Annotated in this window: 22 protein-coding genes; 3 read left to right on the forward strand and 19 right to left on the reverse strand. The window is 60.2% G+C overall.

Going from position 1 to position 24,846, the window contains the following annotated elements:
- Positions 1-74: 74 nt before the first annotated feature.
- Complete coding sequence (gene speD / locus BK667_RS28335) at positions 75-869, reverse strand: adenosylmethionine decarboxylase (RefSeq protein WP_123410513.1); 795 nt, start codon at positions 867-869, stop codon at positions 75-77.
- A gap of 238 nt (positions 870-1,107) precedes the next feature.
- Positions 1,108-1,530: an OsmC family protein gene (locus BK667_RS28340; RefSeq protein ID WP_007941657.1), complete on the reverse strand. Its 423-nt coding sequence runs from the start codon at positions 1,528-1,530 to the stop codon at positions 1,108-1,110.
- A gap of 249 nt (positions 1,531-1,779) precedes the next feature.
- Here BK667_RS28340 and crp point away from each other — a divergent pair, with 249 nt between their 5' ends.
- Entirely contained in the window at positions 1,780-2,424 is a 645-nt protein-coding gene (gene crp / locus BK667_RS28345) for a cAMP-activated global transcriptional regulator CRP (RefSeq protein ID WP_054044118.1), read from the forward strand.
- Here the strand turns inward: crp and BK667_RS28350 are convergent.
- From BK667_RS28350 to BK667_RS28365, 4 genes are all read right to left on the reverse strand, one after another.
- Entirely contained in the window at positions 2,421-3,122 is a 702-nt protein-coding gene (locus BK667_RS28350; protein WP_123599556.1) for a lipoate--protein ligase family protein, read from the reverse strand. The genes crp and BK667_RS28350 overlap by 4 nt on opposite strands.
- A 144-nt stretch (positions 3,123-3,266) precedes the next feature.
- A complete protein-coding gene (gene trpC, locus BK667_RS28355) occupies positions 3,267-4,103 on the reverse strand; it encodes an indole-3-glycerol phosphate synthase TrpC (protein ID WP_123513005.1) in 837 nt (278 codons plus the stop codon).
- Positions 4,100-5,149: an anthranilate phosphoribosyltransferase gene (gene trpD, locus BK667_RS28360; protein WP_123513007.1), complete on the reverse strand. Its 1,050-nt coding sequence runs from the start codon at positions 5,147-5,149 to the stop codon at positions 4,100-4,102. The genes trpC and trpD overlap by 4 nt, the downstream gene beginning before the upstream one ends.
- A gap of 9 nt (positions 5,150-5,158) precedes the next feature.
- Positions 5,159-5,752 carry an aminodeoxychorismate/anthranilate synthase component II gene (locus tag BK667_RS28365; protein WP_123513009.1) on the reverse strand — a complete coding sequence of 198 codons (594 nt, stop codon included), beginning with the start codon at positions 5,750-5,752 and terminating at the stop codon, positions 5,159-5,161.
- A gap of 407 nt (positions 5,753-6,159) precedes the next feature.
- On the opposite strand from BK667_RS28365, the gene estP reads away from it, so the two are divergent.
- Positions 6,160-8,070 (forward strand): esterase EstP, encoded by a 1,911-nt coding sequence (gene estP, locus BK667_RS28370; protein WP_123599557.1) that lies wholly within the window; start codon positions 6,160-6,162, stop codon positions 8,068-8,070.
- 169 nt (positions 8,071-8,239) lie between these two features.
- Here the strand turns inward: estP and trpE are convergent, their stop codons facing one another.
- The 10 genes from trpE to BK667_RS28425 all read right to left on the reverse strand — a co-directional run bounded on the left by trpE (position 8,240) and on the right by BK667_RS28425 (position 21,114).
- Positions 8,240-9,721: an anthranilate synthase component I gene (trpE, locus tag BK667_RS28380; protein ID WP_123599558.1), complete on the reverse strand. Its 1,482-nt coding sequence runs from the start codon at positions 9,719-9,721 to the stop codon at positions 8,240-8,242.
- 71 nt (positions 9,722-9,792) lie between these two features.
- Positions 9,793-10,611, reverse strand: a complete 819-nt coding sequence (locus tag BK667_RS28385; RefSeq protein WP_123513015.1) for a phosphoglycolate phosphatase — start codon at positions 10,609-10,611, stop codon at positions 9,793-9,795.
- Complete coding sequence (rpe, locus tag BK667_RS28390) at positions 10,608-11,282, reverse strand: ribulose-phosphate 3-epimerase (protein ID WP_123599559.1); 675 nt, start codon at positions 11,280-11,282, stop codon at positions 10,608-10,610. The genes BK667_RS28385 and rpe overlap by 4 nt, the downstream gene beginning before the upstream one ends.
- Before the next feature lie 116 nt (positions 11,283-11,398).
- The gene (locus tag BK667_RS28395; RefSeq protein WP_123599560.1) at positions 11,399-12,547 is read right to left on the reverse strand and encodes an iron-containing alcohol dehydrogenase; all 1,149 of its coding nucleotides are present in this window, start codon (positions 12,545-12,547) and stop codon (positions 11,399-11,401) included.
- 405 nt (positions 12,548-12,952) lie between these two features.
- Positions 12,953-13,777 (reverse strand): ABC transporter permease, encoded by an 825-nt coding sequence (locus BK667_RS28400; RefSeq protein WP_123513019.1) that lies wholly within the window; start codon positions 13,775-13,777, stop codon positions 12,953-12,955.
- A gap of 12 nt (positions 13,778-13,789) precedes the next feature.
- On the reverse strand, positions 13,790-15,037 hold the full coding sequence (locus BK667_RS28405; protein ID WP_123513021.1) for an ABC transporter permease: 1,248 nt from the start codon (positions 15,035-15,037) through the stop codon (positions 13,790-13,792).
- Between the two features lie 265 nt (positions 15,038-15,302).
- Entirely contained in the window at positions 15,303-16,346 is a 1,044-nt protein-coding gene (locus BK667_RS28410) for an ABC transporter substrate-binding protein (protein ID WP_123599561.1), read from the reverse strand.
- 49 nt (positions 16,347-16,395) lie between these two features.
- A complete protein-coding gene (locus tag BK667_RS28415) occupies positions 16,396-17,520 on the reverse strand; it encodes an ABC transporter ATP-binding protein (RefSeq protein WP_123599562.1) in 1,125 nt (374 codons plus the stop codon).
- A 323-nt stretch (positions 17,521-17,843) separates the two neighbouring features.
- Complete coding sequence (locus BK667_RS28420) at positions 17,844-18,473, reverse strand: response regulator (RefSeq protein WP_008147212.1); 630 nt, start codon at positions 18,471-18,473, stop codon at positions 17,844-17,846.
- A 244-nt stretch (positions 18,474-18,717) separates the two neighbouring features.
- Positions 18,718-21,114, reverse strand: coding sequence for a PAS domain-containing sensor histidine kinase (locus BK667_RS28425; RefSeq protein ID WP_123599563.1), 2,397 nt, complete (start codon positions 21,112-21,114; stop codon positions 18,718-18,720).
- A gap of 73 nt (positions 21,115-21,187) precedes the next feature.
- Between BK667_RS28425 and BK667_RS28430 the strand changes: the two genes are divergently transcribed.
- On the forward strand, positions 21,188-22,183 hold the full coding sequence (locus BK667_RS28430) for an alpha/beta hydrolase family protein (RefSeq protein ID WP_123513029.1): 996 nt from the start codon (positions 21,188-21,190) through the stop codon (positions 22,181-22,183).
- Between the two features lie 115 nt (positions 22,184-22,298).
- On the opposite strand, the gene BK667_RS28435 is transcribed toward BK667_RS28430, so the two are convergent.
- Genes BK667_RS28435 through BK667_RS28445 form a run of 3 tightly spaced genes read right to left on the reverse strand, consistent with a single transcriptional unit; the run spans position 22,299 to position 24,755 of the window.
- Entirely contained in the window at positions 22,299-23,066 is a 768-nt protein-coding gene (locus BK667_RS28435; RefSeq protein WP_123599564.1) for a TerB family tellurite resistance protein, read from the reverse strand.
- A 1-nt stretch (position 23,067) separates the two neighbouring features.
- The gene (gene murU, locus BK667_RS28440) at positions 23,068-23,739 is read right to left on the reverse strand and encodes an N-acetylmuramate alpha-1-phosphate uridylyltransferase MurU (RefSeq protein ID WP_123513033.1); all 672 of its coding nucleotides are present in this window, start codon (positions 23,737-23,739) and stop codon (positions 23,068-23,070) included.
- A complete protein-coding gene (locus tag BK667_RS28445; protein ID WP_123513035.1) occupies positions 23,736-24,755 on the reverse strand; it encodes an aminoglycoside phosphotransferase family protein in 1,020 nt (339 codons plus the stop codon). The genes murU and BK667_RS28445 overlap by 4 nt, the downstream gene beginning before the upstream one ends.
- Between the last annotated feature and the right edge of the window lie 91 nt (positions 24,756-24,846).

The raw sequence follows: 24,846 nt of genomic DNA on the forward strand, positions 1-24,846 counted from the left end.
CCTACACGGGTTCTGCGACACCCATAAAAAAGGCGACTGCCGTGAGGTAGTCGCCTTTTTTGTGCTCGAAAATCTTAGGTCGGCATGTTGCGCGCGTAGAAGATTTCCAGCATTTCGTGTTTCACACGATCGGTCACCTGGGCACGTTGCTCAGTGGACAGGCTGTTGGTGGCGTCGCCGAACAGGTAGTTATCCAGTTCGAAGTTCTTCAACAGCATTTTGGTGTGGAACAGGTTTTCCTGGTACACGTTCACGTCAGTCATCTGGTAACTGTCGCGGGTGTCTTCGGAAAGGTAGTTCTGGATCGAATTGATCTCGTGGTCGATGAAGTGCTTTTTGCCTTCAACGTCACGGGTGAAACCGCGCACGCGATAATCCACGGTCACGATGTCCGAATCGAACTGGTGAATCAGGAAGTTGAGCGCTTTAAGCGGTGAAATGACACCACACGTCGACACGTCAATGTCCACACGGAATGTTGCGATACCGTCCACCGGATGGATTTCCGGGTAGGTGTGCACCGTGATGTGGCTCTTGTCGAGGTGGGCCAGGATAATCTCGGGCAACGGGCCCGGGGACTCTTCGATCTGGCTGTCGGTCGGGGTGACCGGCTCTTCAGAGATCAGAATCGTGACGCTGGCGCCCTGTGGGTCGTAGTCCTGACTGGCGATGTTCAGGATGTTGGCACCAATGATATCGACAACTTCTGTGAGGATCTGCGTCAGGCGCTTCGCGTTGTACTCTTCATTGATGTACTCGACGTAAGCCTGCTGGTCTTGCGGGGTTTCCGCGTAGCAGATGTCATAGATGTTGAAGCTCAAGGTCTTTGTCAGGTTATTGAACCCGTGGAGCTTGAGTTTGCTTTTCACCGTTAAAAACTCTCTATGTATTGCGGCCCGGGCCGCGTGATCAAGCATGCCCGTCAGATGCGAACAACGCAGCTGCGTAGGACGGTTAACACCTCTTCGCGATGGCGATTTTGGTTGTCTGTTCGGGTGGGGGCCTGTCGGGTGACGGGCCACGACCCTGAAAAAAGTGGCGCATTATGCAGACGTCAGCTATGGATCGCCAGAGTCTGCACTGCTTTTATGATAGTTGAATGTCGAATCAACCGAGTTCGATGATCTCGTAGTCGTGAGTAATCGCTACGCCAGCCGCGCCGAGCATGATCGAGGCCGAGCAATACTTCTCGGCGGACAGTTCGATGGCGCGTTTGACCTGGGCTTCTTTCAGGCCCCGGCCCTTGACTACGAAGTGCATGTGGATCTTGGTAAAGACTTTCGGATCTTCGGTAGCGCGCTCGGCTTCGAGGAACGCTTCGCAGCTCTCGACGGCCTGGCGGGACTTCTTGAGGATGCTGACCACATCGAAATTGCTGCAACCGCCGACACCCAGCAGGAGCATTTCCATCGGGCGTACACCCAGATTACGACCACCGGCGTCCGGCGGACCGTCCATGACCACGACATGACCGCTGCCGGATTCACCGAGGAACATGGCTTCGCCAGCCCATTGGATGCGTGCCTTCATCGCCAAGACTCCACTGTCTAAAAAAGGGTCGCCAGCTTAGCACAGGGCCCCGCAATGACGGCGTTTCGCCTTCCTGGGACGAAGGTGCCAGCGTCGTAGGTAAATTCTCGGATCTTGTAGGAATGTGTCTGTTAAGCTGGCGCCAATTCGCTGGCGCATAGCCAGCCATCAAGCGAATGAAAAAATCGCAGGTTTCACCCGCTCCTACAAAAAAACCAAAACACCGTGCAGTTTTTTCGGGATACAACCATGGTTGCTATTACCCCCACACCTAAAATCAAGAACCTCGACAAACTGTTGATGCATTGCCAGCGCCGTCGTTATGCGGCCAAGAGCAACATCATCTGTGCCGGCGACCGCTCGGACACGCTGTTCTTCATCATCAAGGGTTCGGTCACCATCCTGATCGAGGACGATGACGGCCGCGAGATGATCATCTCCTACCTGAACGCCGGGGACTTCTTCGGTGAACTCGGGTTGTTTGAACAGGCCGGGCTGGAACAGGAACGCAGTGCCTGGGTCCGGGCCAAGGTCGAATGCGAAGTCGCGGAAATCAGCTACGCGAAGTTCCGCGAACTGTCCCAGCAAGATCCAGACATTCTTTACGTACTCAGCGGACAAATCGCACAGCGCCTGCGCAATACCACGCGCAAGGTCGGCGACCTGGCATTTTTCGATGTGACCGGACGCGTCGCCCGCTGCCTGCTGGAATTATGCAAGCAGCCAGACGCCATGACTCACCCGGACGGCATGCAGATCAAAGTGACCCGCCAGGAAATCGGGCGGATTGTCGGGTGTTCCCGGGAGATGGTCGGTCGCGTGCTCAAGGATCTAGAGGAACGCAACCTGGTGGATGTCAAAGGCAAGACCATGGTGGTCTTCGGCACACGTTAAGCCTCGAACATTTGCGCCAGCAATTGGCGGTATAGCCCATCGAGGCGCTCCAGCGCATCTGGCGCGGCGAATTTTTCATGCAGGGCGATGTGGCTTTCGGCGCGAACCCGCTGTGCCAGGCCGCACGCTTCATTGAAGCGGTTGACCGCCTCGACCATAGAATCCCGTTCGTTATCCAGCAACAACGCCCCGTGCACCAACCCTACCGGACGCGTCCCCCCCTTGCTCTGGCGCCAGCGTTGGGCGGTGCCGACCATTTTGCGACCGTCGAGATTGACATTGAAACGGCCATCGCAGAACGCGCCTTCGACTTCGCCCAATGACGAGACGCCACCCAATTCATCCAGCAACTGACAAATCGGATCGCAGAGACGGCGGTAAGCGGTTTCGATGCGGTTTTGGTCACCTTCGCTGCGCGGCGCGGCATAGACCAGTGCGATGTTGATGGTCGAGGACGACTGCGGGACCGGTTCACCACCGGTTTCGCGTAGCAGGACTGGCCAGCCAGCGGCGGCGGAGACTTCGCAGGCGGATTCGAATAGAGGGAGGCGATTCAAGCGTCGCGGCATGACGAGTGCGCGGTCGCTGGGTTGCCAGAACAGCAGGCCGAATTCTGCAGCGCCGGTGCAGACATGGGCCAATAGATCCTGTTCGGCGAGCAGGCCGGCTTCGGTGGTCAGGGAGGTAATCAGGGTCATAAGGTATTCCGTCGGACGTTAAGTCTGTGGTGCTTCTTATGCCGTCTTCGCGAGCAGGCTCGCTCCCACATTTGAACCGGGGTGCTCACACATTTTGTGCCCACCACCAATCAGTGTGGGAGCGAGCCTGCTCGCGAAGCTTTTTCAGTCGAGTGTAGAACCACTCACCGCAGAGCCGCGCTCCGGGAAGAACAAGCGCTGCAGTTCCGTGCCCGGGCTTTCCGCGCGCATGAACGCTTCGCCGACCAGGAACGCGTACACGTCGCTGATTTCCATCAGCTCGACATCGGCCCGGTTGAAAATACCGCTTTCGGTAATCACCAGGCGATCACGGGGAATGCGCGGCAACAGGTCGAGGGTGGTTTCCAGGCTGACGTCAAAGGTGTGCAGGTTGCGGTTGTTTACGCCAACCAACGGCGTGTCGAGGGTTTTCAAGGCCCGCTCCAGCTCGTTGCCATCGTGGACTTCAACCAACACATCGAGGCCGACGCTTTTGGCCACGGCCGCCAGCTCAGCCATTTTCACGTCGTCCAACGCGGAGACGATCAACAGCACGCAGTCAGCGCCCAGGGCACGGGCTTCAACGATCTGGTAGGGGTCGATCATGAAGTCCTTGCGGATCACCGGCAGCTTGCACGCCGCACGAGCCTGTTGCAGATACGCATCGGCGCCCTGGAAGAAATCGATATCGGTGAGCACCGAGAGGCACGTGGCGCCGCCCTTCTCGTAGCTCTTGGCAATGTCGGCGGGAACGAAGTTCTCGCGAATCACGCCTTTGCTCGGCGAGGCTTTCTTGATTTCGGCAATCACCGCCGGCTGCTTGAGCTTGGCCTGGGCGATCAGTGCCTTGGCAAAACCACGGGGTGCATCGGCTGCCTTGGCCAGGCTTTCCAGCTCTGCCAGGCTGACACGGGCGCTACGCTCGGCAACTTCCTGGACCTTGCGGGCCAGAATGTTTTCCAGAACCGTCGGTACACTCATCCCTCATTCTCCACTCGAAATACCGCGGTAAACGCACCCAACTCCTCGAGTTTCTCCCGAGCGAGGCCGGTGTGCAGCGCGTCGTGCGCCAGGGCAACGCCCTCTTTCAAACTTGTTGCATGATCAGCGGCATACAGCGCGGCACCGGCATTGAGCACAATCATCTCGGCGGCTTTCTGGCCATTCTCGGTTTTGCGCTTGCCGAGGGCATCGCGGATCAGTTCGAGGGACGCGGCCGGGCTATCCACCGCCAGGCCATGCAGGCTCTGGCTCTTCATGCCCAGGTCTTCCGGCTCGACCCAATACTCGGTGATCTGATCGTTCTTCAGCTCCGCGACAAAGGTCGGCGCTGCGAGGCTGAATTCGTCCAGGCCATCCTTCGAGTGCACCACCAGCACATGCTTGCTGCCCAGCCGCTGCAAGACTTCGGCCAATGGCCGGCACAGCGCCGGGGTGAACACGCCGACTACCTGATGCTTCACGCCGGCCGGATTCGTAAGCGGGCCGAGCATGTTGAACAGAGTGCGCAGGCCAAGGTCCTTGCGCGGACCGGCGGCGTACTTCATGGCACTGTGGTGAGTCTGGGCGAACATGAAACCGATGCCGACGTTATCAATGCAGCGCGCTACCTGGACCGGCGTCAGGTTCAGGTAGATCCCGGCCGCCTCCAGCAAGTCAGCGCTACCGCTTTTGCCCGAGACCGCACGGTTACCGTGCTTGGCCACCGTGCAACCGGCCGCTGCGACCACGAAGGAAGACGCGGTCGAGACGTTGAAGATATTGGCGCCGTCGCCGCCGGTGCCGACCACATCGACCACGCCGTCGAGGGTCTTGAGTTCGACTTTGTCCGCCAGCTCACGCATGACCGACACCGCGCCAACGATTTCGTCGATGCTTTCGCTCTTCATGCGCATGGCCATCATGAACGCGCCGATCTGCGCGTCCGAGCATTGCCCGGTCATGATTTCGCGCATGACATCGCGCATTTCTTCGGTGCTGAGGTCGAGGTGATCGACGATACGGCCCAAGGCTGTCTTGATGTTCATGAAAAGTCCTTAGCGCGTGCCGCCGGTTTGTTTGAGGAAGTTGGCGAACAGCTCGTGGCCCTGCTCGGTGAGGATCGATTCCGGGTGGAATTGCACACCCTCGATGTTCAGCGTCTTGTGGCGCAGGCCCATGATTTCGTCGACCGAGCCGTCTTCGAGCTGGGTCCAGGCCGTCAGTTCCAGACAGTCAGGCAGAGTTTCGCGTTTAACGATCAGCGAGTGGTAGCGCGTAACCGTCAGGGGATGATTCAGGCCGCTGAAAACACCCTTGTCCTCGTGGAATACCGGACTAGTCTTACCGTGCATGACCTGACGGGCACGGACTACATCACCGCCAAAGGCCTGGCCGATGGATTGGTGACCGAGGCAGACACCGAGGATCGGCAGTTTGCCGGCGAAGTGCTTGATCGCTTCGATGGAGATGCCGGCTTCGGTCGGCGTGCAAGGACCGGGGGAGACAACGATGCGCTCAGGGTTGAGGGCTTCGATTTCAGCAATGGTGAGTTCATCGTTGCGCACGACTTTGACTTGGGAGCCGAGCTCACCAAGGTACTGCACAACGTTGTAGGTAAAAGAGTCGTAGTTATCGATCATCAGCAACATGGCGATGGAAACCTCTTGAATTCACTGACTTTTAAGACAGCCTTCGAATGAATACCCGCAGTGTGCTGCGCTTTGTCAGGTGCTGGAGTTGCGCCAGCAAAGCGGCATTTCATACAGGTAAAGAAGGCAAAGCGGTACAGGTCCGGCGGGGCCGGCAAAAGAATTCAGGCGCGCCAACGCCAGCGGGCGTGTGCCTTGATGACTTGATCCAGGAGTTTGCTGATGATCAACACGGGAAAGGTCTCATTCATACGTCTTGGCACAGTAACTTAGCTGGGCAGAGCGTGCAATATGGCGCACGCGAAGGGCTGCGAAACAAATGAAGGGTTCGCGACAGATGGCAAAAGGCCGGAAGTTTTTGGTACTGTCGTTTCGTTCACTACAACAATAAATAAACGGACTTGCACATGATCAAACAGACGTTGTTTGTACCGCTCGCCAGTTGCCTGCTCGCCATGGCCTGCGCCCAGGCGAATGCGGCGCCCAATCCTTACACCAGCTTCGTGGTCTTCGGCGACAGCCTCAACGACGCCGGGACGTTTGCCGACACCGGCGGGCCTGCCGGATCGACCGAACGATTCACCAACCGCACCGGGCCGGTCTATCTCGACGGCAGCGGCGAACAGCGCTCGCTCAACGCCACGCAAATTCTCGGGGGGAAACTGGGGTATTCAGCGGATCAGACAGCGTCCTCGTCTTCGGCAGTACGCGCCAACGAAGGCCAGCCCGATGGTAACAACTGGGCCGTCGGCGGTTATCGCACCGACCAGATTCTCGACTCGATCACCAGCACCTCCGCCACCGGCGAACGCACCCGGGCGGGCTATCTGCCGTCGAACAACTTCCGCGCCGACCCGAATGCACTGTATTACCTCTCGGGCGGTGGTAACGATTTCCTGCAAGGTCGCGTCACCAGCCTGCCCCAGGCCAGCGCTGCCGCTGATCGCCTGGCCAGCAGCGCGCAAGCCCTGCAACAGGCCGGTGCCCGTTACATCATGGTCTGGTTGCTGCCGGATATCGGCTTTACCCCGGCGTTCAATGGCTCGCCGTTGCAAGACTTCACGACCCAGCTCAGCAACCAGTTCAACACCGAACTGGTGAGCCAACTGCAGGGCATCAACGCCAACATCATCCCGCTGAACATTCCGGTGCTGCTCAAAGAGACGTTTGCCAATCCTGGGCAGTTCGGCCTGGCCACCGACCAGAACCTGAGCGCTACGTGCTTCAGCGGCAACAGTTGCACCGAGAACGCCCGATACGGCATTAACAGCGCCACGCCGGACCCGACCAAGCTGATCTACAACGACTCGGTGCACCCGACCGAAGCCGGGCAACGCCTGATTGCCGATTACGCCTACTCCCTGCTGTCCGCGCCTTGGGAAGCGACCCTGTTACCGCAAATGGCCCAAGGTACCTTGCGCTCCCATCAAGATGAATTACGCAACCAGTGGCTGGCGGATTGGGAAAACTGGCAAGGCGTGGGCCAATGGCGGGCGATTGTCGCCGCTGGCGGCCAACACCAGGATTTCGACAGCCAACGCAGTGGCGCCAGTGCTGACGGTAATGGCGCCAACCTGAATATCGGTGGCAGCTATCGGTTGAATGACGCGTGGCGTATTGGTCTGGCGGCGGGGTTCTACAACCAGAAACTCGAAGCCGGCGATAACGACTCAGACTACAAGCTCAACACTTACATGGGCACGGCGTTCGCCCAGTACCAACAGAATCGCTGGTGGGGTGACGCGGCGGTGACGGCTGGGCGTTTGGACTACGACAGCCTCAAACGCAAATTCCAGTTGGGGGTCAACGAACGCGGAGAGAAAGGCGATACAGACGGTTACCTGGTGGCTTTCAGTGGTCGCGTCGGTTACGACATCGCGCCGTTGGCGAGCAGCCCGTGGCACCTGTCGCCGTTCGTCAGTGCTGATTTCGCCAAGGTTGAAGTCGATGGTTATTCTGAAGATGGCGCCGACTCCACCGCGCTGACCTTCGATGATCAGTCGCGCATTTCCCGGCGTCTTGGCCTTGGGATTCAGGGCAAGTACCAGATCACTTCGCAGACCCAAGTGTTTGGCGAGCTCGCTCATGAGCGCGAGTACAACGACGACACTCAGGATGTGACCATGAACCTCAACAGCCTGCCGAACAACCGCTACACCCTGGCCGGCTACACCCCGCAGACCAACCTCAACCGCTTGAACCTGGGCGTGAGCCACAACCTCACCAAGGATTTGGCTTTGCGGGCGAGTTATGACATTCGCAAGGATGATGACTTTACCCAGCAAGGGGTCAACCTGGGCGTTAGCCTAGACTTCTAAACCCCAGGCCATAAAAAACGCGGCGCCCTCACAGACGCCGCGTTTTTTTATGTCAGTGATTTCCCTGTGGGAGCGAGCTTGCTCGCGAAAGCGGTGTGTCATTCAACAATGATGTCGACTGACAGGGCCTCTTCGCGAGCAAGCCCGCTCCCACAGGTTTTGTGTGAACTTAACTGTCCGGGGTTTGCTCGGCGAGGGCCACAGCACGGAACATCGCGCGGCGTTTGTTCAGGGTTTCTTCCCATTCCAGCGCCGGCACTGAATCGGCAACGATACCGCCACCGGCCTGCACATGCAGTTCGCCATCCTTGATTACCGCAGTACGGATCGCAATCGCAGTGTCCATGTTGCCGTTCCAGGCGAAGTAACCCACCGCCCCGCCGTAGACCCCACGCTTGACCGGTTCCAGTTCGTCGATGATTTCCATCGCCCGAATCTTCGGCGCACCAGACAAGGTACCCGCCGGCAGAATCGCCCGCAATGCATCCATCGCCGTCAGCCCAGCCTTCAGTTGCCCGGTAACGTTGGAGACGATGTGCATCACGTTGGAATAACGCTCGATGACCATTTTCTCGGTGAGTTTCACCGAACCGATTTCCGAAACCCGACCGGTGTCGTTACGACCGAGATCGATGAGCATCAAGTGCTCGGCGATTTCCTTGTCGTCGGACAGCAGGTCTTTTTCCAGCGCCAGATCCGCTTCTTCGTTGGCCCCGCGAGGGCGGGTGCCGGCAATCGGGCGCACAGTGATCAGGTTGTCTTCGACCCGCACCAGCACTTCCGGTGAACTGCCGACGACATGGAAGTCACCGAAGTTGAAGAAGTACATGTAGGGCGTCGGGTTGAAGCAACGCAGCGCCCGGTACAGATCGATCGGTGCAGCCTTGAAGTCGATCGACATACGCTGGGACGGCACAACCTGCATACAGTCGCCGGCCAGGATGTATTCCTTGATGGTATCGACGGCTTTTTCGTAGTCGTTCTGGGTGAAGCTCGAACGGAATACCGGATCAGCCGACTGTTGCTTGCTGAAATCCAGGCCACGGCGCGGGGTGATCGGCTGACGCAGTTGTTCCAGCAGTTCCTCCAGACGCGCCTGGCCTTGCTCGAAAGCATCGGCTTGCGCCGGGTCGGCGAGGACAATCGCGTGCATCTTGCCGGCGAGGTTGTCGAACACCACCACCGCATCGGAAACCATCAACAAAATGTCCGGCACACCCAGCGGATCGGGGTTCGGGCATTTGCCCAGACGCTTCTCGACATAGCGCACGCAGTCATAACCGAAGTAACCCACCAGACCGCCATTGAAACGCGGCAGGCCCGGGATCGTCGGGACGTTGTAGCGGGCTTTGAATTCTTCGACGAAGGCCAGCGGATCTTCGGCTTCGTGGCTTTCGATCTCGACGCCGTCGTGGGTCACGCTCACCTGATGATCGTGAACTCGCAACACGGTGCGGCACGGCAGGCCGATGATCGAGTAACGGCCCCACTTCTCGCCGCCCTGTACCGACTCCAGCAGGTAGGAGTTCGGCTTGTCGGCCAGTTTCAGGTAGATCGACAGCGGCGTGTCAAAGTCGGCCAGGGTTTCACAGGCCATCGGGATACGGTTGTAGCCGGCAGCGGCCAAACGCAGGAATTCTTCGCGGATCATGGGGTAGCCTCGTGGCTTGAGGGTCTATCAGTCAGGTATGCAAACGCGCCGGCAGGCCGGCCAGGAACAAGTCAGGCGCGCCAACGCCAGCGGGCCAGGGCCTTGATGACTTTCATCCAGAGTTTGCGAGTGACCACCACGATGGGATTTCCAGCAGGGGATTGGACAGCGTCGGGCAACGTTATCTCAGCCGCCAGATCCAGGCAACCGGGAATTAGCTTGCGCAGATCGTCGATCACCAGCGCCGGTGACTCTTCAGCAATCGGCCGGCCATGGTTGTAGCCATAACTCAGGGCCACACACTTGACCCCCGCCGCTTTCGCCGCCAGCACATCACTGCGCGAATCGCCGACAAACAACGATTGCGACGCCGGAATGTTGGCCATTTTCATCACGAAAAACAGCGCTGCCGGGTCGGGTTTCTTATTCGGCAAGGTGTCGCCGCCGATGATCCACTTGAAGTAGCGACCGATTTTCATCTGATCCAGCAGCGGCGCGACAAAGCGTTCCGGCTTGTTGGTGATCAGTGCCATCTCGACGCCCTGCTTGTGCAGCCATTTCAGGGTGTCGCGTACGCCGGGATAGACCACCGTCAGTTCATGGCTGCCGCCGTAGGCTTCCATGAAAATCTCCAGCGCGCCTTCGGCCTCGCCGTCGTCCACCGCCGAATGGTCGATACCACCGGCCAGCGCACGGCGAACCAGCACTGGCGCGCCGTTGCCGACCCACTCGCGCACCGACTCAAGCCCGGCAGGTTCGCGGCCCATCTTGAGCAGCATGTTATCCACGGCAACCGCGAGGTCGGGGACCGAATCGATCAGCGTGCCATCCAGATCGAACATCACCAGCCGCGGCAGACGCCCCGGGAACAGCTGCTCAAAGCCACTCATGGACGAGCCAGCGCCAGTTCGGAACGCATCTTCTCGATCACTTCCTGGTAGTTCGGCGCATTGAAGATCGCCGAGCCGGCCACGAAGGTGTCGGCGCCAGCAGCGGCGATTTCACGGATGTTGTTCACATTCACCCCACCGTCGATTTCCAGGCGAATGTCGCGACCGGACGCATCGATCAGTGCCCGCGCCTGAAGCAGTTTGTCGAGGGTGCCGGGGATGAACTTCTGCCCGCCGAAGCCTGGGTTGACGCTCATCAGCAGGATCATGTCGACCTTGTCCATCACGTATTCGAGCACGCTCAACGGGGTCGCCGGGTTGAACACCAAACCTGCCTTGCAGCCACCCTCGCGGATCAGTTGCAGGGAGCGGTCGACGTGTTGCGTGGCTTCCGGGTGGAAAGTGATGTAGGTCGCGCCGGCCTCGATGAAGTCACCAACGATGCGATCCACCGGGCTGACCATCAAGTGTGCGTCGATCGGCGCGGTCACGCCGTACTTGCGCAGTGCCGCGCAGACCATCGGGCCGATGGTCAGGTTGGGCACGTAGTGGTTGTCCATGACATCGAAGTGCACGAAGTCGGCGCCAGCGGCCAGGACGTTGTCCACTTCTTCGCCCAGGCGGGCGAAGTCGGCGGAGAGAATCGACGGAGCAATTACGAAGGGCTGCATGACGCACCTTTTTTGAGCAGAATCACGATGGCGCGCATTGTATACCTCATGCTTTGGAGCGCGCACTGTGACCGCGATGATTGGGCCTGCCTTCGATCAATAAGCGGCCACAGGCTCTAGTACGCCGCCCGGTAGATCTTCTCGATATCGACGGCGCTCAACTTGCGCGGGTTGTTGCGCATCAGGCGCTCGATCCCCGCCGCTTCCACGGCCATGGCCGGGATCGCGTCCTCGGGTACACCGAAGCTGCGCAGGCCCAGGGGGATTTCCACCGCCAGGCACAACGCGGTCATTGCTTCCACGGCTTTATCCGCCGCATCGGTGGCGCTCAGGTGTGCGGTTTTCACGCCCATCGCCTCGGCAATATCCTGCATGCGCTCCACGCAGGCCAACTTGTTCCAGGCCATGACATAGGGCAGCAGCAAGGCGTTGCTGACGCCATGGGCAATGTTGTAGCGCCCGCCCAGCGGATACGCCAGCGCATGCACCGCGCCGACCCCGGCATTGCCGAACGCCATGCCGGCCATCAGGCTGGCGGTGGCCATGTCTTCGCGAGCTTGCAGGTTGGCCGGGTTGGCGTAGGCCTTGGGCAGCGCCAGGGTAATCAGCTTGATCGCGCCAATCGCCAGGGCATCGGTGATCGCCGAGGCATTCAGCGACAGGTAGGACTCGACCGCATGCACCAACGCATCGACGCCACTGGCGGCGGTGACACTGCGCGGGCAAGTCAGGGTCATTTGCGGGCTGACCAGTGCGACATCCGGCAACAGATAGTCGCTGACGATGCCTTTCTTCAGCTGCGCGACCTTGTCGGATAGGATCGCCACGTTGGTCACTTCCGAGCCAGTACCGGCGGTGGTCGGGATGGCGATCAGCGGCGGGCCTTTGCGCGGCACTTGATCGATGCCGAACAAATCTTCCAGTGCACCGTGGTAGCCGGCATACGCCGCTACGCTTTTGGCGATGTCGATGGCACTGCCGCCACCTAAGCCGATCAACCCGTCGTGCCCGCCTTCGCGATAAACGCGCATGCAGTCTTCGACGATGGCGATTTCCGGGTCCGGCAGTACGCGATCGAAAATTTCGTAGGTGCGATCACCCAGATGCGCCAGCGCCAGCTCCACCGTGCCGGACTTGACCAGGGCGGCATCGGTGACGATCAGCGGGTTGTCGACATCCAGGCGTGTCAACTCGGCGGCCAGTTGCTCGATGGCACCGGCGCCGGTGATCAGTTTGTGGGCAATCTTGAAAGAGGAAAGACTCATGTGCGCAGCCTCTTATCGTTAGGAGAGCTGGGCACAATAGTAGCTGGGGATTGGGGTTTGTCTGTTATTCAGGCAATGAATACCCGGAGATGATCGTTCCCACGCTCCGCGTGGGAATGCAGCCAGGGACGCTCTGCGTCCCAAGAGCGGACGCGGAGCGTCCGGTGAGGCATTCCCACGCAGAGCGTGGGAACGATCAACATTGAGTGAGCCAGATGGATCGCCCCCTCACCCTAACCCTCTCCCCAGAGGGGCGAGGGGACTGACCGAGGTGTTCATTCGAACTACATCGACCTGAAAGTCCGAGTCGAACTCAGGATTTGAAAAGCATGGAGATCGGCTCCCTTCCCCCCTCTCCCCATTGGGGAGAGGGTTGGGGTGAGGGGGTGGGTCTTCAGCTCGCCGCTAAACCTGGGCGGTGCGCAGTTTCTCGCTACGGCCACGCAACCATTCCAGGGTCAGCAGCAGGATCACCGAGAAGGCAATCAGCAACGTCGCCGCCGCCGCAATCGTCGGGCTGAGGTTTTCGCGGATGCCGCTGAACATCTGCCGTGGCAAGGTCGCTTGTTCGGGGCCGGCGAGGAACAGCGTCACCACCACTTCATCGAACGAGGTGGCGAAGGCAAACAGCGCCCCGGAAATCACACCCGGCGCGATCAGCGGCAAGGTCACGCGACGGAACGCCGTCAGCGGCGAAGCACCCAGGCTTGCAGCGGCTCGCACCAGGTTGTGGTTAAACCCCTGCAACGTCGCCGACACCGTGATGATCACAAACGGCACGCCCAACACCGCGTGCACCACAATCAGTGAGAAGAAGCTGTTACCCAAACCCAGCGGCGCAAAAAACAGATAACTCGCCACACCAATGATCACCACCGGCACCACCATCGGCGAAATCACCAGCGCCATCACCAGCGCCTTGCCGGGGAAGTCACCGCGAGTCAGGCCAATCGCCGCCAGCGTACCGAACACCATCGCCAGCACCGTGGCCGCCGGGGCGACGATGATGCTGTTCTTCAGCGAGCGCATCCATTCCGCCGAGGCGAAGAAGTCCTGATACCAGTGCAGCGAGAAACCTTGCAGCGGGTACACCAGGAAACTGCCGGAGTTGAACGACAGCGGAATGATCACCAGCACCGGCAGGATCAGGAACAGGAGGACCAGTGCGCAGAGCGTGCGCAAGCTGTAGAACCACACCCGCTCAATGGGCGACATATAAGGACTCAACATTTCATTCTCCCCTTAGCTCAGGCGCAGGCGACTGGCGCCCACCAGCCAGCTGTAAATCAGATAAAGCACCACGGTCGCCAACAACAGCAGCCCACCGAGCGCGGTCGCCATGCCCCAGTTGATGCTGGTGTTGGTGTAGAAGGCGACGAAATAACTGACCATCTGATCGTTCGGGCTGCCCAGCAAAGCCGGGGTGATGTAGTAGCCGATGGCGAGGATGAACACCAACAGGCAACCGGCGCCGACACCGGCATAGGTCTGCGGGAAGTACACCCGCCAGAAACTGGCGAACGGGTGGCAACCGAGGGAAATCGCCGCCCGCATGTACGTTGGCGAGATGCCTTTCATCACGCTGTAGATCGGCAGAATCATGAACGGCAGCAGGATGTGCACCATGGAGATGTAGACACCCGTGCGGTTGAACACCAGCTCCAGCGGCTTATCGATAATGCCCATGGCCATAAGACCACTGTTGATCAACCCGCCGGATTGCAGCAACACGATCCACGCAGCGACCCGCACCAGGATCGATGTCCAGAACGGCAGCAGCACCAGAATCATCAGCAGGTTGCTTTGGCGCGATGGCAGGTTCGCCAGCAGGTAGGCCAACGGATAGGCCAGCAACAGGCAGATCACGGTAATGACCAGGCCCATCCAGAACGTGCGGGCGAAGATGTCGAGGTAGATCGCCTGATCGGGCGTGGCCGGAGCCACTTCGCCGAGGTCGTCGATCCGGTGATCGACCGCCGCCAGCAAGTAGTACGGCGTGATGCTGCTGGTGTTGCGCCGCACAGCCTGCCAATAGGCCGGATCGCCCCAGCGTTCGTCGAGGCCTTCCAGCGCTTCTTTATAAGAGGCCGGTTCAGTGGCGAACGGTAAGGCGCGGGCGGTTTTGGTCAACAGGCTGCGATAGCCGGCCAACTCCATGTTCAAGCGCTTGGACAGGTCGCCCAAGGTCTGGTTTTTGCGCGCTTCGGCGAGGTCTTCGCTGGCGGCCTTGTAAACCGGTTCAGCGGGCAGGCCCCGGCCATCCCAACTGGCGATAGCCGTCACGGTGCGCGGCATGCCGCCGACCACTTCCGGGTTACCGACACTTTTGTAGAGCAGCGCCACAATCGGCACCAGGAACACCAGCAACAGAAACAGCACCAACGGCGCAATCAAGGCCTGAGCCTTCCAGCGATTGATCCGCTCGGCGTGCTTGAGCCGCTGCTTCAAGGTGGGGTCAGTGCCCGCGTTCAGGGGAACGGCGATAGCCATGGCGTACTCCGGAAATCTTTGATCGTTACAGAGGAAAGCAAGCCCCCCTGTTCTTGATAACTACACATCACCCCTGTAGGAGCGAGGCTTGCCCGCGAAGGCGGTGTGTCAGTCACATTATTGTTGAATGTGCCGACGTCTTCGCGGGCAAGCCTCGCTCCTACAGGGAACTGATCGTTCCCACGCTCTGGGTCACAGGGACGCGGAGCATCCCGGGCGGCATTCCCACGCAGAGCGTGGGAACGATCAGCCCACAGGGTTGTGCTTATTTAGCAGCCCAGGAATTGAAGCGCTGCTCCAGTTGCTCGCCGTTGTCAGCCCAGAAGCTCACGTCGATCTGCACCTGGTTGGCGATGTTTTCCGGGGTGGTCGGCATGTCTTTCAACACGTCCTTGGCCAGCAACGGTACGGCTTGGGTGTTGGCCGGGCCGTAGGCGATGTTTTCCGAGTAGGTCTTCTGCTGCTGCGGCATGACCGAGTAAGCGATGAATTTCTTCGCCGCTTCGGCACGGGTTTTATCCAGGCCTTTTGGAATCGCCCACGCGTCGAAGTCGTAGATCCCGCCGTTCCACACCACTTTCAGGTTGCTTTCTTTCTGCACGGCGGCGATCCGACCGTTGTAGGCCGAGCTCATGACCACGTCACCGGAGGCGAGGTATTGCGGCGGTTGCGCGCCGGCTTCCCACCACTGGATGCTTGGCTTGAGTTCATCAAGTTTCTTGAACGCGCGGTCCTGGCCGTCCTTGCCGGCCAGCACTTTGTAGACGTCTTTCGGCGCAACGCCGTCGGCCATCAAAGCGAATTCCAGGGTGTACTTGGCGCCTTTACGCAGGCCGCGCTTGCCCGGGAATTTCTTGGTGTCCCAGAAATCGACCCAGCTAGTCGGTGCGGAAGCCAGTTTGTCGGCGTTGTAGGCCAACACCGTCGACCAGACGAAGAAGCCCACGCCGCACGGCTGGATCGCGCCTTTGACGTAGTCTTCGGACTTGCCGAACAACTTCGGATCGAGCTGCTCGAACATGTCTTCGTCGCAACCGCGGGACAGTTCTGGCGATTCAACCTCTACCAGGTCCCAGGACACGCTCTTGGTGTCGACCATGGCTTTGACCTTGGCCATCTCACCGTTGTATTCACCCGCGACGATTTTGCCGTTGCCCGCCGCTTCCCACGGTGCATAGAAAGCCTTGGTCTGCGCGGCCTTGTTCGCCCCGCCGAAGGACACCACGGTCAGGTCCGGGCCCGCCGCCATCGCGTGTGCCGCACCGATCATGCCCATGACCAAAGCGGTTAATTTCAGGGATCTCAACATTTATTGTTCTCTCCACGTGCAGGGTTGGTGTTGGTATTGCGGGGGGCGATCAATGCGCCTCTAGAAGTGGGTCGAGCGCGCGAACGTGCTCAACCTGCCAGCCAAGCGGTACCACGTCGCCAACCGCCAGCTCGGGATCGAGCTCGGCAATCGGTTGTTTCACGAAGAAGTCGGTCTTGCCGCAGACTTCCAGGCGCACCCGGACGTGGTCGCCCAGATAGATGAATTCCGCCACCCTCCCTGAGAAGCGGTTGACGCAGGACTCGCTCGAACCATTGAGGCTCACGCGTTCCGGGCGAATCGACAGCGTGACGGGTTCGCCGGTCTGGCCGACGTTGACCGCCAGGGCTTCAACCTTTTCACCGCGCCCCAGCTCGACAATGCAGCGGTCGCCGGTCTGGCTGTGCAAGCGGCCATTGAGGCGGTTGTTCTCGCCGATGAAGTTGGCGACGAAGGTGTTCTTCGGTTCTTCGTAGAGCGTGCGCGGTGGGGCGATCTGCTGGATTTCGCCCTGGTGGAACACCGCCACGCGGTCGGACATGGTCAGGGCTTCGCCCTGGTCGTGGGTCACGTAGACCACGGTCACGCCGAGGCGCTGGTGCAGGTGTTTGATTTCCATCTGCATGTGTTCGCGCAGCTGTTTATCCAGCGCGCCGAGGGGTTCGTCCATCAGCACCAGTTGCGGTTCGAACACCAAGGCACGGGCCAGGGCCACACGCTGCTGCTGACCACCGGACAGTTGCGCCGGGTAGCGCTGGGCGAACGCATCGAGCTGGACCATGCTCAGGACTTTCTTGACCTTGTCGCTGACATCGCTCTTGTTCAAACCGCGCACGGTCAGCGGGAAGGCGAGGTTTTCGGACACGGTCATGTGCGGGAACAACGCGTAGTTCTGGAACACCATGCCGATGTCGCGCTTGTGCGGCGGCACGTTGTTGATCGAACGCCCGGCCAGCAGGATTTCACCGGCGGTCGGGGTTTCGAAACCGGCGAGCATCATCAGGCTGGTGGTCTTGCCGGAGCCGGACGGCCCGAGCAAGGTGAGAAATTCGCCTTTGCGAATGTCCAGGTTGAGGTCTTTGACGATCAGGTTCTCGCCGTCGTAGCTTTTCTGCACTCCACGAAAGCTGACCAGAATGTCATTGGCCCCTGCACTTGAATCGACCTGGCTCATACCCACACCTTTGTTGTTGATGACTGCTTGTGGACTAAGCCTAGTGGACGCTGGGGAGCGCGCAAATCGGGGCGCAGGAGAGAATCGCCTCAGCGGGATGGAAGGTTGGGGGTAGGGATTGCCCTACAAGGATGGCGCGTTTGGGCTAACGCAGCGGCAAGCGGTGAGCTGCAAGCAGCAAGATCGGGCAAAAGCAGGTTGGCGGGGGTGTCGCAAATGGACATGCCACCGCTTTTCCCGTAGGAGCAAGGCTTGCCCGCGATGGCGATCTCAGGGACGCCATCGCGGGCAAGCCTTGCTCCTACAGGGTTCGTGGCGGGATTTTAGAGGAGTTTGTGTTCCATCGCGTATTTCACCAGCTCCGCCAAGGAGGTGATGTTGAGCTTCTGCATCAGCCGCGCCTTGTGGGTGCTGATGGTTTTGCTGCTCAGGGCCAGTTGCTGGGCGATGTCGTTGACGTTGGCGCCCTGGGCCAGGCGTTCGAACACCGAGAATTCACGCTCCGAGAGCAATGAGTGCAACGGCCGGGAATCGGTCAGACCGACTTCGAAGACCATGCGGTCAGCCAGGTCCGGGTCGATGTAGCGCCCGCCTGCCGCGACTTTGCGGATCGCGGTCAGCAGCAGCGCCGGATCGCTGTCCTTGGTGGCATAGCCGGCAGCGCCAATCTTCAATGCCCGAGCGGCCATCTGTGCCTCGTCGTGCATCGACAACACCAGGATCGCCGGCGGATTGTTCAGCGCGCGAATCCGTGGAATCGCCTCCAGGCCGTTGACGCCGGGCATGGAGATGTCCAGCAGTACCACTTCGCAGGGCACATGACGCAAGGTTTCGAGCAACTGCTCGCCATTGCTCGCCTCCCCCACCACCAGCAAATCCTTGGCCAGGCCGATCAATTGCTTGATGCCTTCGCGGACGATGGTGTGGTCTTCGGCTACCAGTACACGGATCACTTGCCTCTCCTCATTAAATGCGTTGATGCCGAAAACATCGCAGCCTTCAGCAGCGCCTACTGTGGGATCGGGCTTGCTCGCGAAAGCAGTCGATCATTCAACATTGACGTCGACTGACCTGTCGCCTTCGCGAGCAAGCCCGCTCCCACAGTGGATTGGGGGTGTCGGCTCTCGGTACAACAACACAAATCCCTATGAGAGCGAGCCTGCTCGCGAAGGCGTCAGCATAGGCACCACAAAACCATCAAGCCTCACCCACTGGCACCCGCACACTCAGCGTTGTGCCCTCCCCCGGCTCGCTCTCAAGCGACAACTGCCCGCCCATAATCAGCACCCGCTCACGCATGCCCACCACGCCAAACGACGTCGGCCGACCCGTTGCGGCGACAAATCCTACGCCATCATCGCTGACGGTCAGACACAACTCGTCGCCTTCCAGCGCCAATGTCAGTTCGACAGTATGCGCTTGGGCATGGCGCATGACATTGGTCAGCGCTTCCTGAAGGATGCGGAACAAGCCAATTGCCTTGGCATCGCTGAGCACCGGCAGGTTCTCCGGCACCTGCACCAGACACGGAATCTGCGTGCGCGCCTCGAAACGCCGGGCCTGCCACTCAATGGCCGAGGCGATCCCCGCATCGAGAATCGGCGGCCGCAACGCCGTGGCCACATCCCGCACCAATTGAAACAGTTGAGCGATCAGCCGCTTCATGCTGTTCAAGCGCTCGTTCAGACCCGGATCGAGCTGGGCGTAGGCCAATTCGCACATCGAGGTTTCCAGTTTCAGCACGGTCAGCATCTGCCCCAGCTCATCGTGCACTTCCCGGGCGATGCGGGCCTTTTCCTCTTCTCGCACGCTTTCCAGGTGCGCCGATAACTCACGCAATTGCCCACGGGAGCTGTCCAGCTCCAATTCAATGCGCTTGCTCTCGCTGATGTCCCAGACAATCCCGTCCCAGACATACGCGCCATCCTCCAGTTGACGGGTGATGGCTTTGATCTCGGCCCAGCGTTGCTCGCCCGAACGCGTCAGAATCCGCCCCTGCCACGACCAGTCGCTGTCGGTGTCCAGGGCATGATCCTGAGTCTGGTGATAACTGGCCTTGTCGTCCGGATGCACCAGGCTGCGCAGGCCTTTATCCCGATGGGCCAGGGTCGCCGGCGAGTAGCCGACCAGGCTCTCACTGCCTTCACTGATGTAGGCAAAGTCGATTTGCCCTGTCACCGGCGCCCGCTCCAGGCGAAAGACCAATCCGGGAACGTTGGCGGCGATCCCTTGCAGCCGCGCCTCGCTTTCCTGCAATGCGGCCAGGGCACGGCGGCGCTCGGTGACGTCGTTGAGGTACACCACCAGGTATTCGCCATCGCGAAACCGCAGGAAACTCAACGAAACATCCGCTGGCAGGATGCTGCCGTCGGCCCGCACACAATTGGTTTCGAAACTTTGCGGTCCTTCTTCGCTGGCGCGGGCGCGTTTCCACAGGTTCAGCCAGCGGTCCATGTGCAGACCGGGCTCAAAGTCGATCAACGGACGGTCGATGATCCCGCCGGACGGATAACCGAGCATGGTTTCGGCCGCGCGGTTGGCGTAGCGCACGTGGCTGTCCCAGTTGACCCAAAGGATGCCGACGGTGCTCTGATCGATGGAAAACTGGGTCAGGCGCAACGCTTCTTCGCTGGCCTGGCGCAGGGCGATGTCTTCCCGCGCCGCCAGCAGCCGTTGCTCCAGACTGTGTTGCTGGCGTCGCTGCCAGAACACGATGGCCGCACTGCTCAGCAACAGCAACGCCAGCAGCAGGCACAGGTTCTGCCAGAACCCCGGCGATTCGGACAACCGCGGGTATTTGGGTTGCAGCCATTGGTTGTGCAGCTGTTCAAGGTCCTTGGCCGGGATCGCCCGCAGCGCGCTTTCGATGACGCCGGCCAGTTCCGGCCAGTCCCTGCGCGTGGCCACCCGCAGCAATTGCGGCAAGCCGATGTCGCCCACGACCACCAGCCCGGCGAACTCAGGTTCGGCAGACAAACGGCCCAGTTGCGCCTCGTCGACGACCGCGTATCCGGCCTGCTGACTCAACAGCAACTGCAACGCCTGGCGCTCGATGGGCACGCCTTGCAGGTTCAGGTGGGGGAAGTTGCTGCGCAGGTAATCGGCGGTGACGCTGGGCATGCGCACGGCGACGCGGGTCTGGCTGTCGAGTTTTTCCAGTTCCACTACGCCGGCGCCTTTCTGGTCACTGACCACCAGTTGCGGCACGCGCATGTAGGGGTCGGAGAACTGCCAAAGCCGCAGTCCGCCAGGGGTTTGGGTCAGTCCGGGGGCGATATCGACTTCGCCCTCGCGCACTGCCGCTTCCAGTTGCTCAACGTCGGGAAAGTTGCGCCAGCTGAGTTCGACCTTAAGGGCTTTGGCCAGCCACTTCATCAGCTCGACGTTGACCCCGGACAAGCGCTGCAAGCGGCGATCGTATTGAGCGTACGGCGCCTGCAACACCAAACCGACGCGCAATTCGCCATGCTGCGCCAGCCATTGCTGTTGGGCCGCCGACAAGTGTGCAACGTGCGCCGGGGACGCGGGTGCCGCCCAGCTCATCAAGGGAAACCACAAACAGCCGATAACCCACAGGCAGCGAAAACGCATCATTGAAGTCTCACACACTGACAAATACTGACCAACCCATTAGGCTGCCGGAATAACTTCTGGCCTGGAATATCCGATGCCCCCTGTCTCCCGCCTGGCACTGCCAGCATTGTGCCTGTCGCTGATCCTGCCTTGCGCCTTTTCCGTCGAGGCCGCCGATCCTGCACCTGCTTCTACCGAAAAATCCGCAGAAGCAAAACCGGTGGAACGTCAGCCGCTGCTTGAGCGTAGTCAGGAAGAAGCGACAGCACTTGAGCGAAAAATCCCCGCTCAGGAACAGCAACAGCTCCAGGCCGGCGCCGACACGTTTCTCGCCTTGTGGAAACCGGCCAACACCGCAGACCCCAAGGGCGCGGTGATTATCATCCCCGGCGCCGGTGAAACCGTTGACTGGCCGCAAGCAATCAGCCCTTTGCGCAACAAATTGCCGGACGCCGAGTGGAGCAGCCTGAGTATCACCTTGCCGGACCTGCAAAGCGATGCCATTGCGCCACGCGTCGCCGAAGTCCCGCCGACGATCAAAGCCCCTGAGACCGGTAGCAAAGACTCGACCACTGCGACGCCCATCGAGCAGGCGGCCAGTGGTGAAGCGGATGTCGCCGACAAAGCCATCGCGCAAACCTCCGAAGAACAGTCCAAGGCCGACGCCGAGCGAATCTTCGCCCGCATCGAAGCAGCCATTGCCTTTGCCGAACAGCAAAGTGCTCGTCGCATCGTGGTGTTGGGGCATGGCACCGGGGCTTACTGGGCCGCGCGCTACCTGAGCGAGAAGCAGCCTTCGCAAGTGGAGAAATTCGTGATGGTCGCGGCGCAGACGCCGGTGACGGGCAAACCGTTGCTGGCCGAACTGACGCCGACCTTGAAGCTGCCGACCGCCGACCTCTTCTATATGGATAAGCCGCTGGATCGCAACGCCGCGCTGGAACGGTTGCAGGCGAGTAAACGCTTGAAGACTTCGGCGTTTAGCCAGGTATCGCTCAAGGCGTTGCCGGGCAATGCCAAGGCTGAGCAGGAGCAATTGTTTCGCCGGGTGCGTGGGTGGTTGAATCCGCAGCCTGTGTCCGAGCAATAGACCGCGTCGCGCCTATTCGCGGGCAAGCCTCGCTCCTACAGGGGATTACGTTCAACCTGTAGGAGCGAGGCTTGCCCGCGAAGGCGGCCTCACTAACAACACAAATTAGATGCAGCTAGCGAAAATCCCGCCGCTCCTTGATCAACGTATAGGCATTGTGCAATTCGCGGGTCTTGTCCGTCGCGTCCCGCACCTGCATCGCCGTCGCCCCCGACCCGGCAATCTTGTCCGGATGATGACGACTGAGCAGACGCCGATACGCCCGCTTGATCTGCGCCGGCTCGCTGGTGGCCGACACACCCAATAGCCGTATGGCGTCCTGATACGTTACGGCGCTGCTGACTTGCGAGCGTTTCTGCGGTTCATAGTCGTGCGCCAACGCCAGCACCTGTTGCGGCGTCCAGCCCAGCCATTTGCCCCATTGCGCCAGCAGTTCACGCTCACTGGCGCCCGCGCGACCGTCGGCCCAGACCATCCGCCAACAGGCACGCAGCACACCTTCGGCCGCATGGGGCTGAGCACTCAAGCGCCGCAGATAGCCGCGCAAGCGGTCATGCCCGGTTTTGCCACGATTGAACGCGGTAATGGCGCGACGTTGCGCCGACTCGGTCATTTCCAGTGAACGCATTTCCTGACGGGCCTGCTGGATGTGCCCGTCCACCACGCGCCCATCGCACTTGGCCAACCGGCCCAGCAGCACAAACAACAGCTCATCGTTGCGCAACACCGGCCGCCCGCCGAGTTTTTCCCGCAAATGCCCCCAGCTCTGCAAGTGCAGGCGCCGGTCCAGCGCCTGCCCCAACAAAGCGCCGAGCATGGCCCCCGGAATGCTGGCTATGGCAAAGCCTGCTCCGGCTCCGATCAGAGTCCCTGGCCACAACATGTCAGCGGCTCGCTTCTATCAGAGTGTCGGCTTCGGCCAGGCGCTCGTAAGTGCCGACATCCACCCAATGCCCGCCCAGGTGTTCACCGGACACTTGCCCGGCGGCCATGGCTTTGCGAAACAGCGGCGCGAGCTTGAAAGCACCGGCCGTGCAACCTTCGAACAACGTCGGATGCAGCACGGCGATGCCGCTGTAGGTCAGGGTCTTGGCGTCCGGTTGCCCGTCGCGCACCTGGCCATCGACCAGAACGAAATCCCCGGCCGGGTGATGGGCCGGGTTATCGGCCAGCACCAGGTGAGCCAGGCCGGCAATCGGTCGGCGCAAGGCGTTGAAGTCGTAATCGGTCCAGATATCACCGTTGACCACCACAAACGCTTCGTCGCCCAGCAACGGCAAGGCGCGGAAGATCCCGCCTCCGGTTTCCAGCGGTTCGCCTTCGGGCGAATACTGGATGCTGACGCCGTAGCGCGAGCCATCGCCCAGGTAGTCTTCGATCTGCTGACCGAGCCAGGCGTGGTTGATCACGATCTCGGTAAACCCGGCGGCCGCCAGGGCGCGCAGATGGTACTCGATCAACGGCACGCCGCCGGCACGCACCAGCGGTTTTGGCGTAGTCAGGGTCAGCGGGCGCATGCGCTCGCCTTTGCCCGCGGCCAGAATCATTGCCTTCATGCATTAGCTCCAGCACGCAAACTGGCCAGCAACACATCCAGCTCCGCCAACTCGGGACGACGGGCGATCACCGCGTCTATATAAGCAAAGAAGCGCGGTACGTCGGCGAGGTAGCGTGGCTTGCCGTCGCGATGACAGATGCGCGCGAAGATGCCGATCACTTTCAAATGACGCTGCACGCCCATCAGGTCGCTGGCACGGTGAAACTCTTCGAAATCAGGCTGAACCGGAATGCCGAGCGCGCCGGCCTGCTGCCAGTAATCCTGCAACCAGGCGTAAACGCGCTCTTCGGGCCAACTGAGGAATGCATCCTTGAACAGGCAAGTCACGTCGTAGGTTACCGGGCCATAAACGGCGTCCTGGAAATCCAGCACGCCGGGATTCGGCTCGCTGAGCATCAGGTTGCGCGGCATGTAGTCGCGGTGCACCAACACTTTTGGCTGGGCCAGGGCACTGTCGATCAACAAGTCGCTGACCTGCTGCCAGAGGGTTTGCTGAGCGGCGTCGAACTCGATGCCCAGCTCATGCTTCGCGTACCACTCGGGGAACAGTTCCAACTCGCGACGCAACAGTGCCACGTCATAACTTGGCAGCGGCGCCACCATCGGCAATTGCTGAAAAGCCAGCAAGGCCTGTAGGGCATCCTTGAACAAATCGTCGGCATTTTCGCTGTCGATCACGTCCAGATAAGTCTTGTTGCCCAGGTCATTGAGCAAAAGAAATCCGCGTTCGAGGTCTTCGGCATAAATTTTCGGAACATTTATTCCGGATTTCGCCAGCAAAAAAGCCATATCCACGAAAGGTTTGCAGTTTTCCTGGGGCGGCGGAGCGTCCATCACGACGAAACTTTTGCCCTCGCCTTCCCAGCGGAAATAGCGCCGGAAACTCGCGTCGCTACTGGCCGCGGTCAACGTGGCCGGGGGTACAGCGCCCCAGCCTTGCTCGGCAAAGAGGGTCGCCAACTGTTCGTCGAGCCAAACTTTCAGGTGTTGCAAGCGTACATCTTGGTCAGGCATTACAAGGGTCTCCGACGGCGCTAGCCGTCAAGCGGGTCATGCTTTATTATCCAGCATCTTTTTCAGACCATCGAGAGGCGTGCGGCCCACA

This window comes from Pseudomonas frederiksbergensis (assembly GCF_003732705.1).
In the GTDB taxonomy this organism is placed as follows: Bacteria; Pseudomonadota; Gammaproteobacteria; order Pseudomonadales; family Pseudomonadaceae; genus Aquipseudomonas; species Aquipseudomonas frederiksbergensis_F.

Excerpts from the sequence above, each read along its gene's own strand:
- BK667_RS28340 (WP_007941657.1), bottom strand. The coding sequence starts at position 1,530 with ATGAAGGCACGCATCCAATGGGCTGGCGAAGCCATGTTCCTCGGTGAA.
- crp (WP_054044118.1), top strand. The coding sequence starts at position 1,780 with ATGGTTGCTATTACCCCCACACCTAAAATCAAGAACCTCGACAAACTG.
- BK667_RS28350 (WP_123599556.1), bottom strand. The coding sequence starts at position 3,122 with ATGACCCTGATTACCTCCCTGACCACCGAAGCCGGCCTGCTCGCCGAA.
- trpC (WP_123513005.1), bottom strand. The coding sequence starts at position 4,103 with ATGAGTGTACCGACGGTTCTGGAAAACATTCTGGCCCGCAAGGTCCAG.
- trpD (WP_123513007.1), bottom strand. The coding sequence starts at position 5,149 with ATGAACATCAAGACAGCCTTGGGCCGTATCGTCGATCACCTCGACCTC.
- BK667_RS28365 (WP_123513009.1), bottom strand. The coding sequence starts at position 5,752 with ATGTTGCTGATGATCGATAACTACGACTCTTTTACCTACAACGTTGTG.
- estP (WP_123599557.1), top strand. The coding sequence starts at position 6,160 with ATGATCAAACAGACGTTGTTTGTACCGCTCGCCAGTTGCCTGCTCGCC.
- trpE (WP_123599558.1), bottom strand. The coding sequence starts at position 9,721 with ATGATCCGCGAAGAATTCCTGCGTTTGGCCGCTGCCGGCTACAACCGT.
- BK667_RS28385 (WP_123513015.1), bottom strand. The coding sequence starts at position 10,611 with ATGAGTGGCTTTGAGCAGCTGTTCCCGGGGCGTCTGCCGCGGCTGGTG.
- rpe (WP_123599559.1), bottom strand. The coding sequence starts at position 11,282 with ATGCAGCCCTTCGTAATTGCTCCGTCGATTCTCTCCGCCGACTTCGCC.
- BK667_RS28395 (WP_123599560.1), bottom strand. The coding sequence starts at position 12,547 with ATGAGTCTTTCCTCTTTCAAGATTGCCCACAAACTGATCACCGGCGCC.
- BK667_RS28400 (WP_123513019.1), bottom strand. The coding sequence starts at position 13,777 with ATGTTGAGTCCTTATATGTCGCCCATTGAGCGGGTGTGGTTCTACAGC.
- BK667_RS28405 (WP_123513021.1), bottom strand. The coding sequence starts at position 15,037 with ATGGCTATCGCCGTTCCCCTGAACGCGGGCACTGACCCCACCTTGAAG.
- BK667_RS28410 (WP_123599561.1), bottom strand. The coding sequence starts at position 16,346 with ATGTTGAGATCCCTGAAATTAACCGCTTTGGTCATGGGCATGATCGGT.
- BK667_RS28415 (WP_123599562.1), bottom strand. The coding sequence starts at position 17,520 with ATGAGCCAGGTCGATTCAAGTGCAGGGGCCAATGACATTCTGGTCAGC.
- BK667_RS28425 (WP_123599563.1), bottom strand. The coding sequence starts at position 21,114 with ATGATGCGTTTTCGCTGCCTGTGGGTTATCGGCTGTTTGTGGTTTCCC.
- BK667_RS28430 (WP_123513029.1), top strand. The coding sequence starts at position 21,188 with ATGCCCCCTGTCTCCCGCCTGGCACTGCCAGCATTGTGCCTGTCGCTG.
- BK667_RS28435 (WP_123599564.1), bottom strand. The coding sequence starts at position 23,066 with ATGTTGTGGCCAGGGACTCTGATCGGAGCCGGAGCAGGCTTTGCCATA.
- murU (WP_123513033.1), bottom strand. The coding sequence starts at position 23,739 with ATGAAGGCAATGATTCTGGCCGCGGGCAAAGGCGAGCGCATGCGCCCG.
- BK667_RS28445 (WP_123513035.1), bottom strand. The coding sequence starts at position 24,755 with ATGCCTGACCAAGATGTACGCTTGCAACACCTGAAAGTTTGGCTCGAC.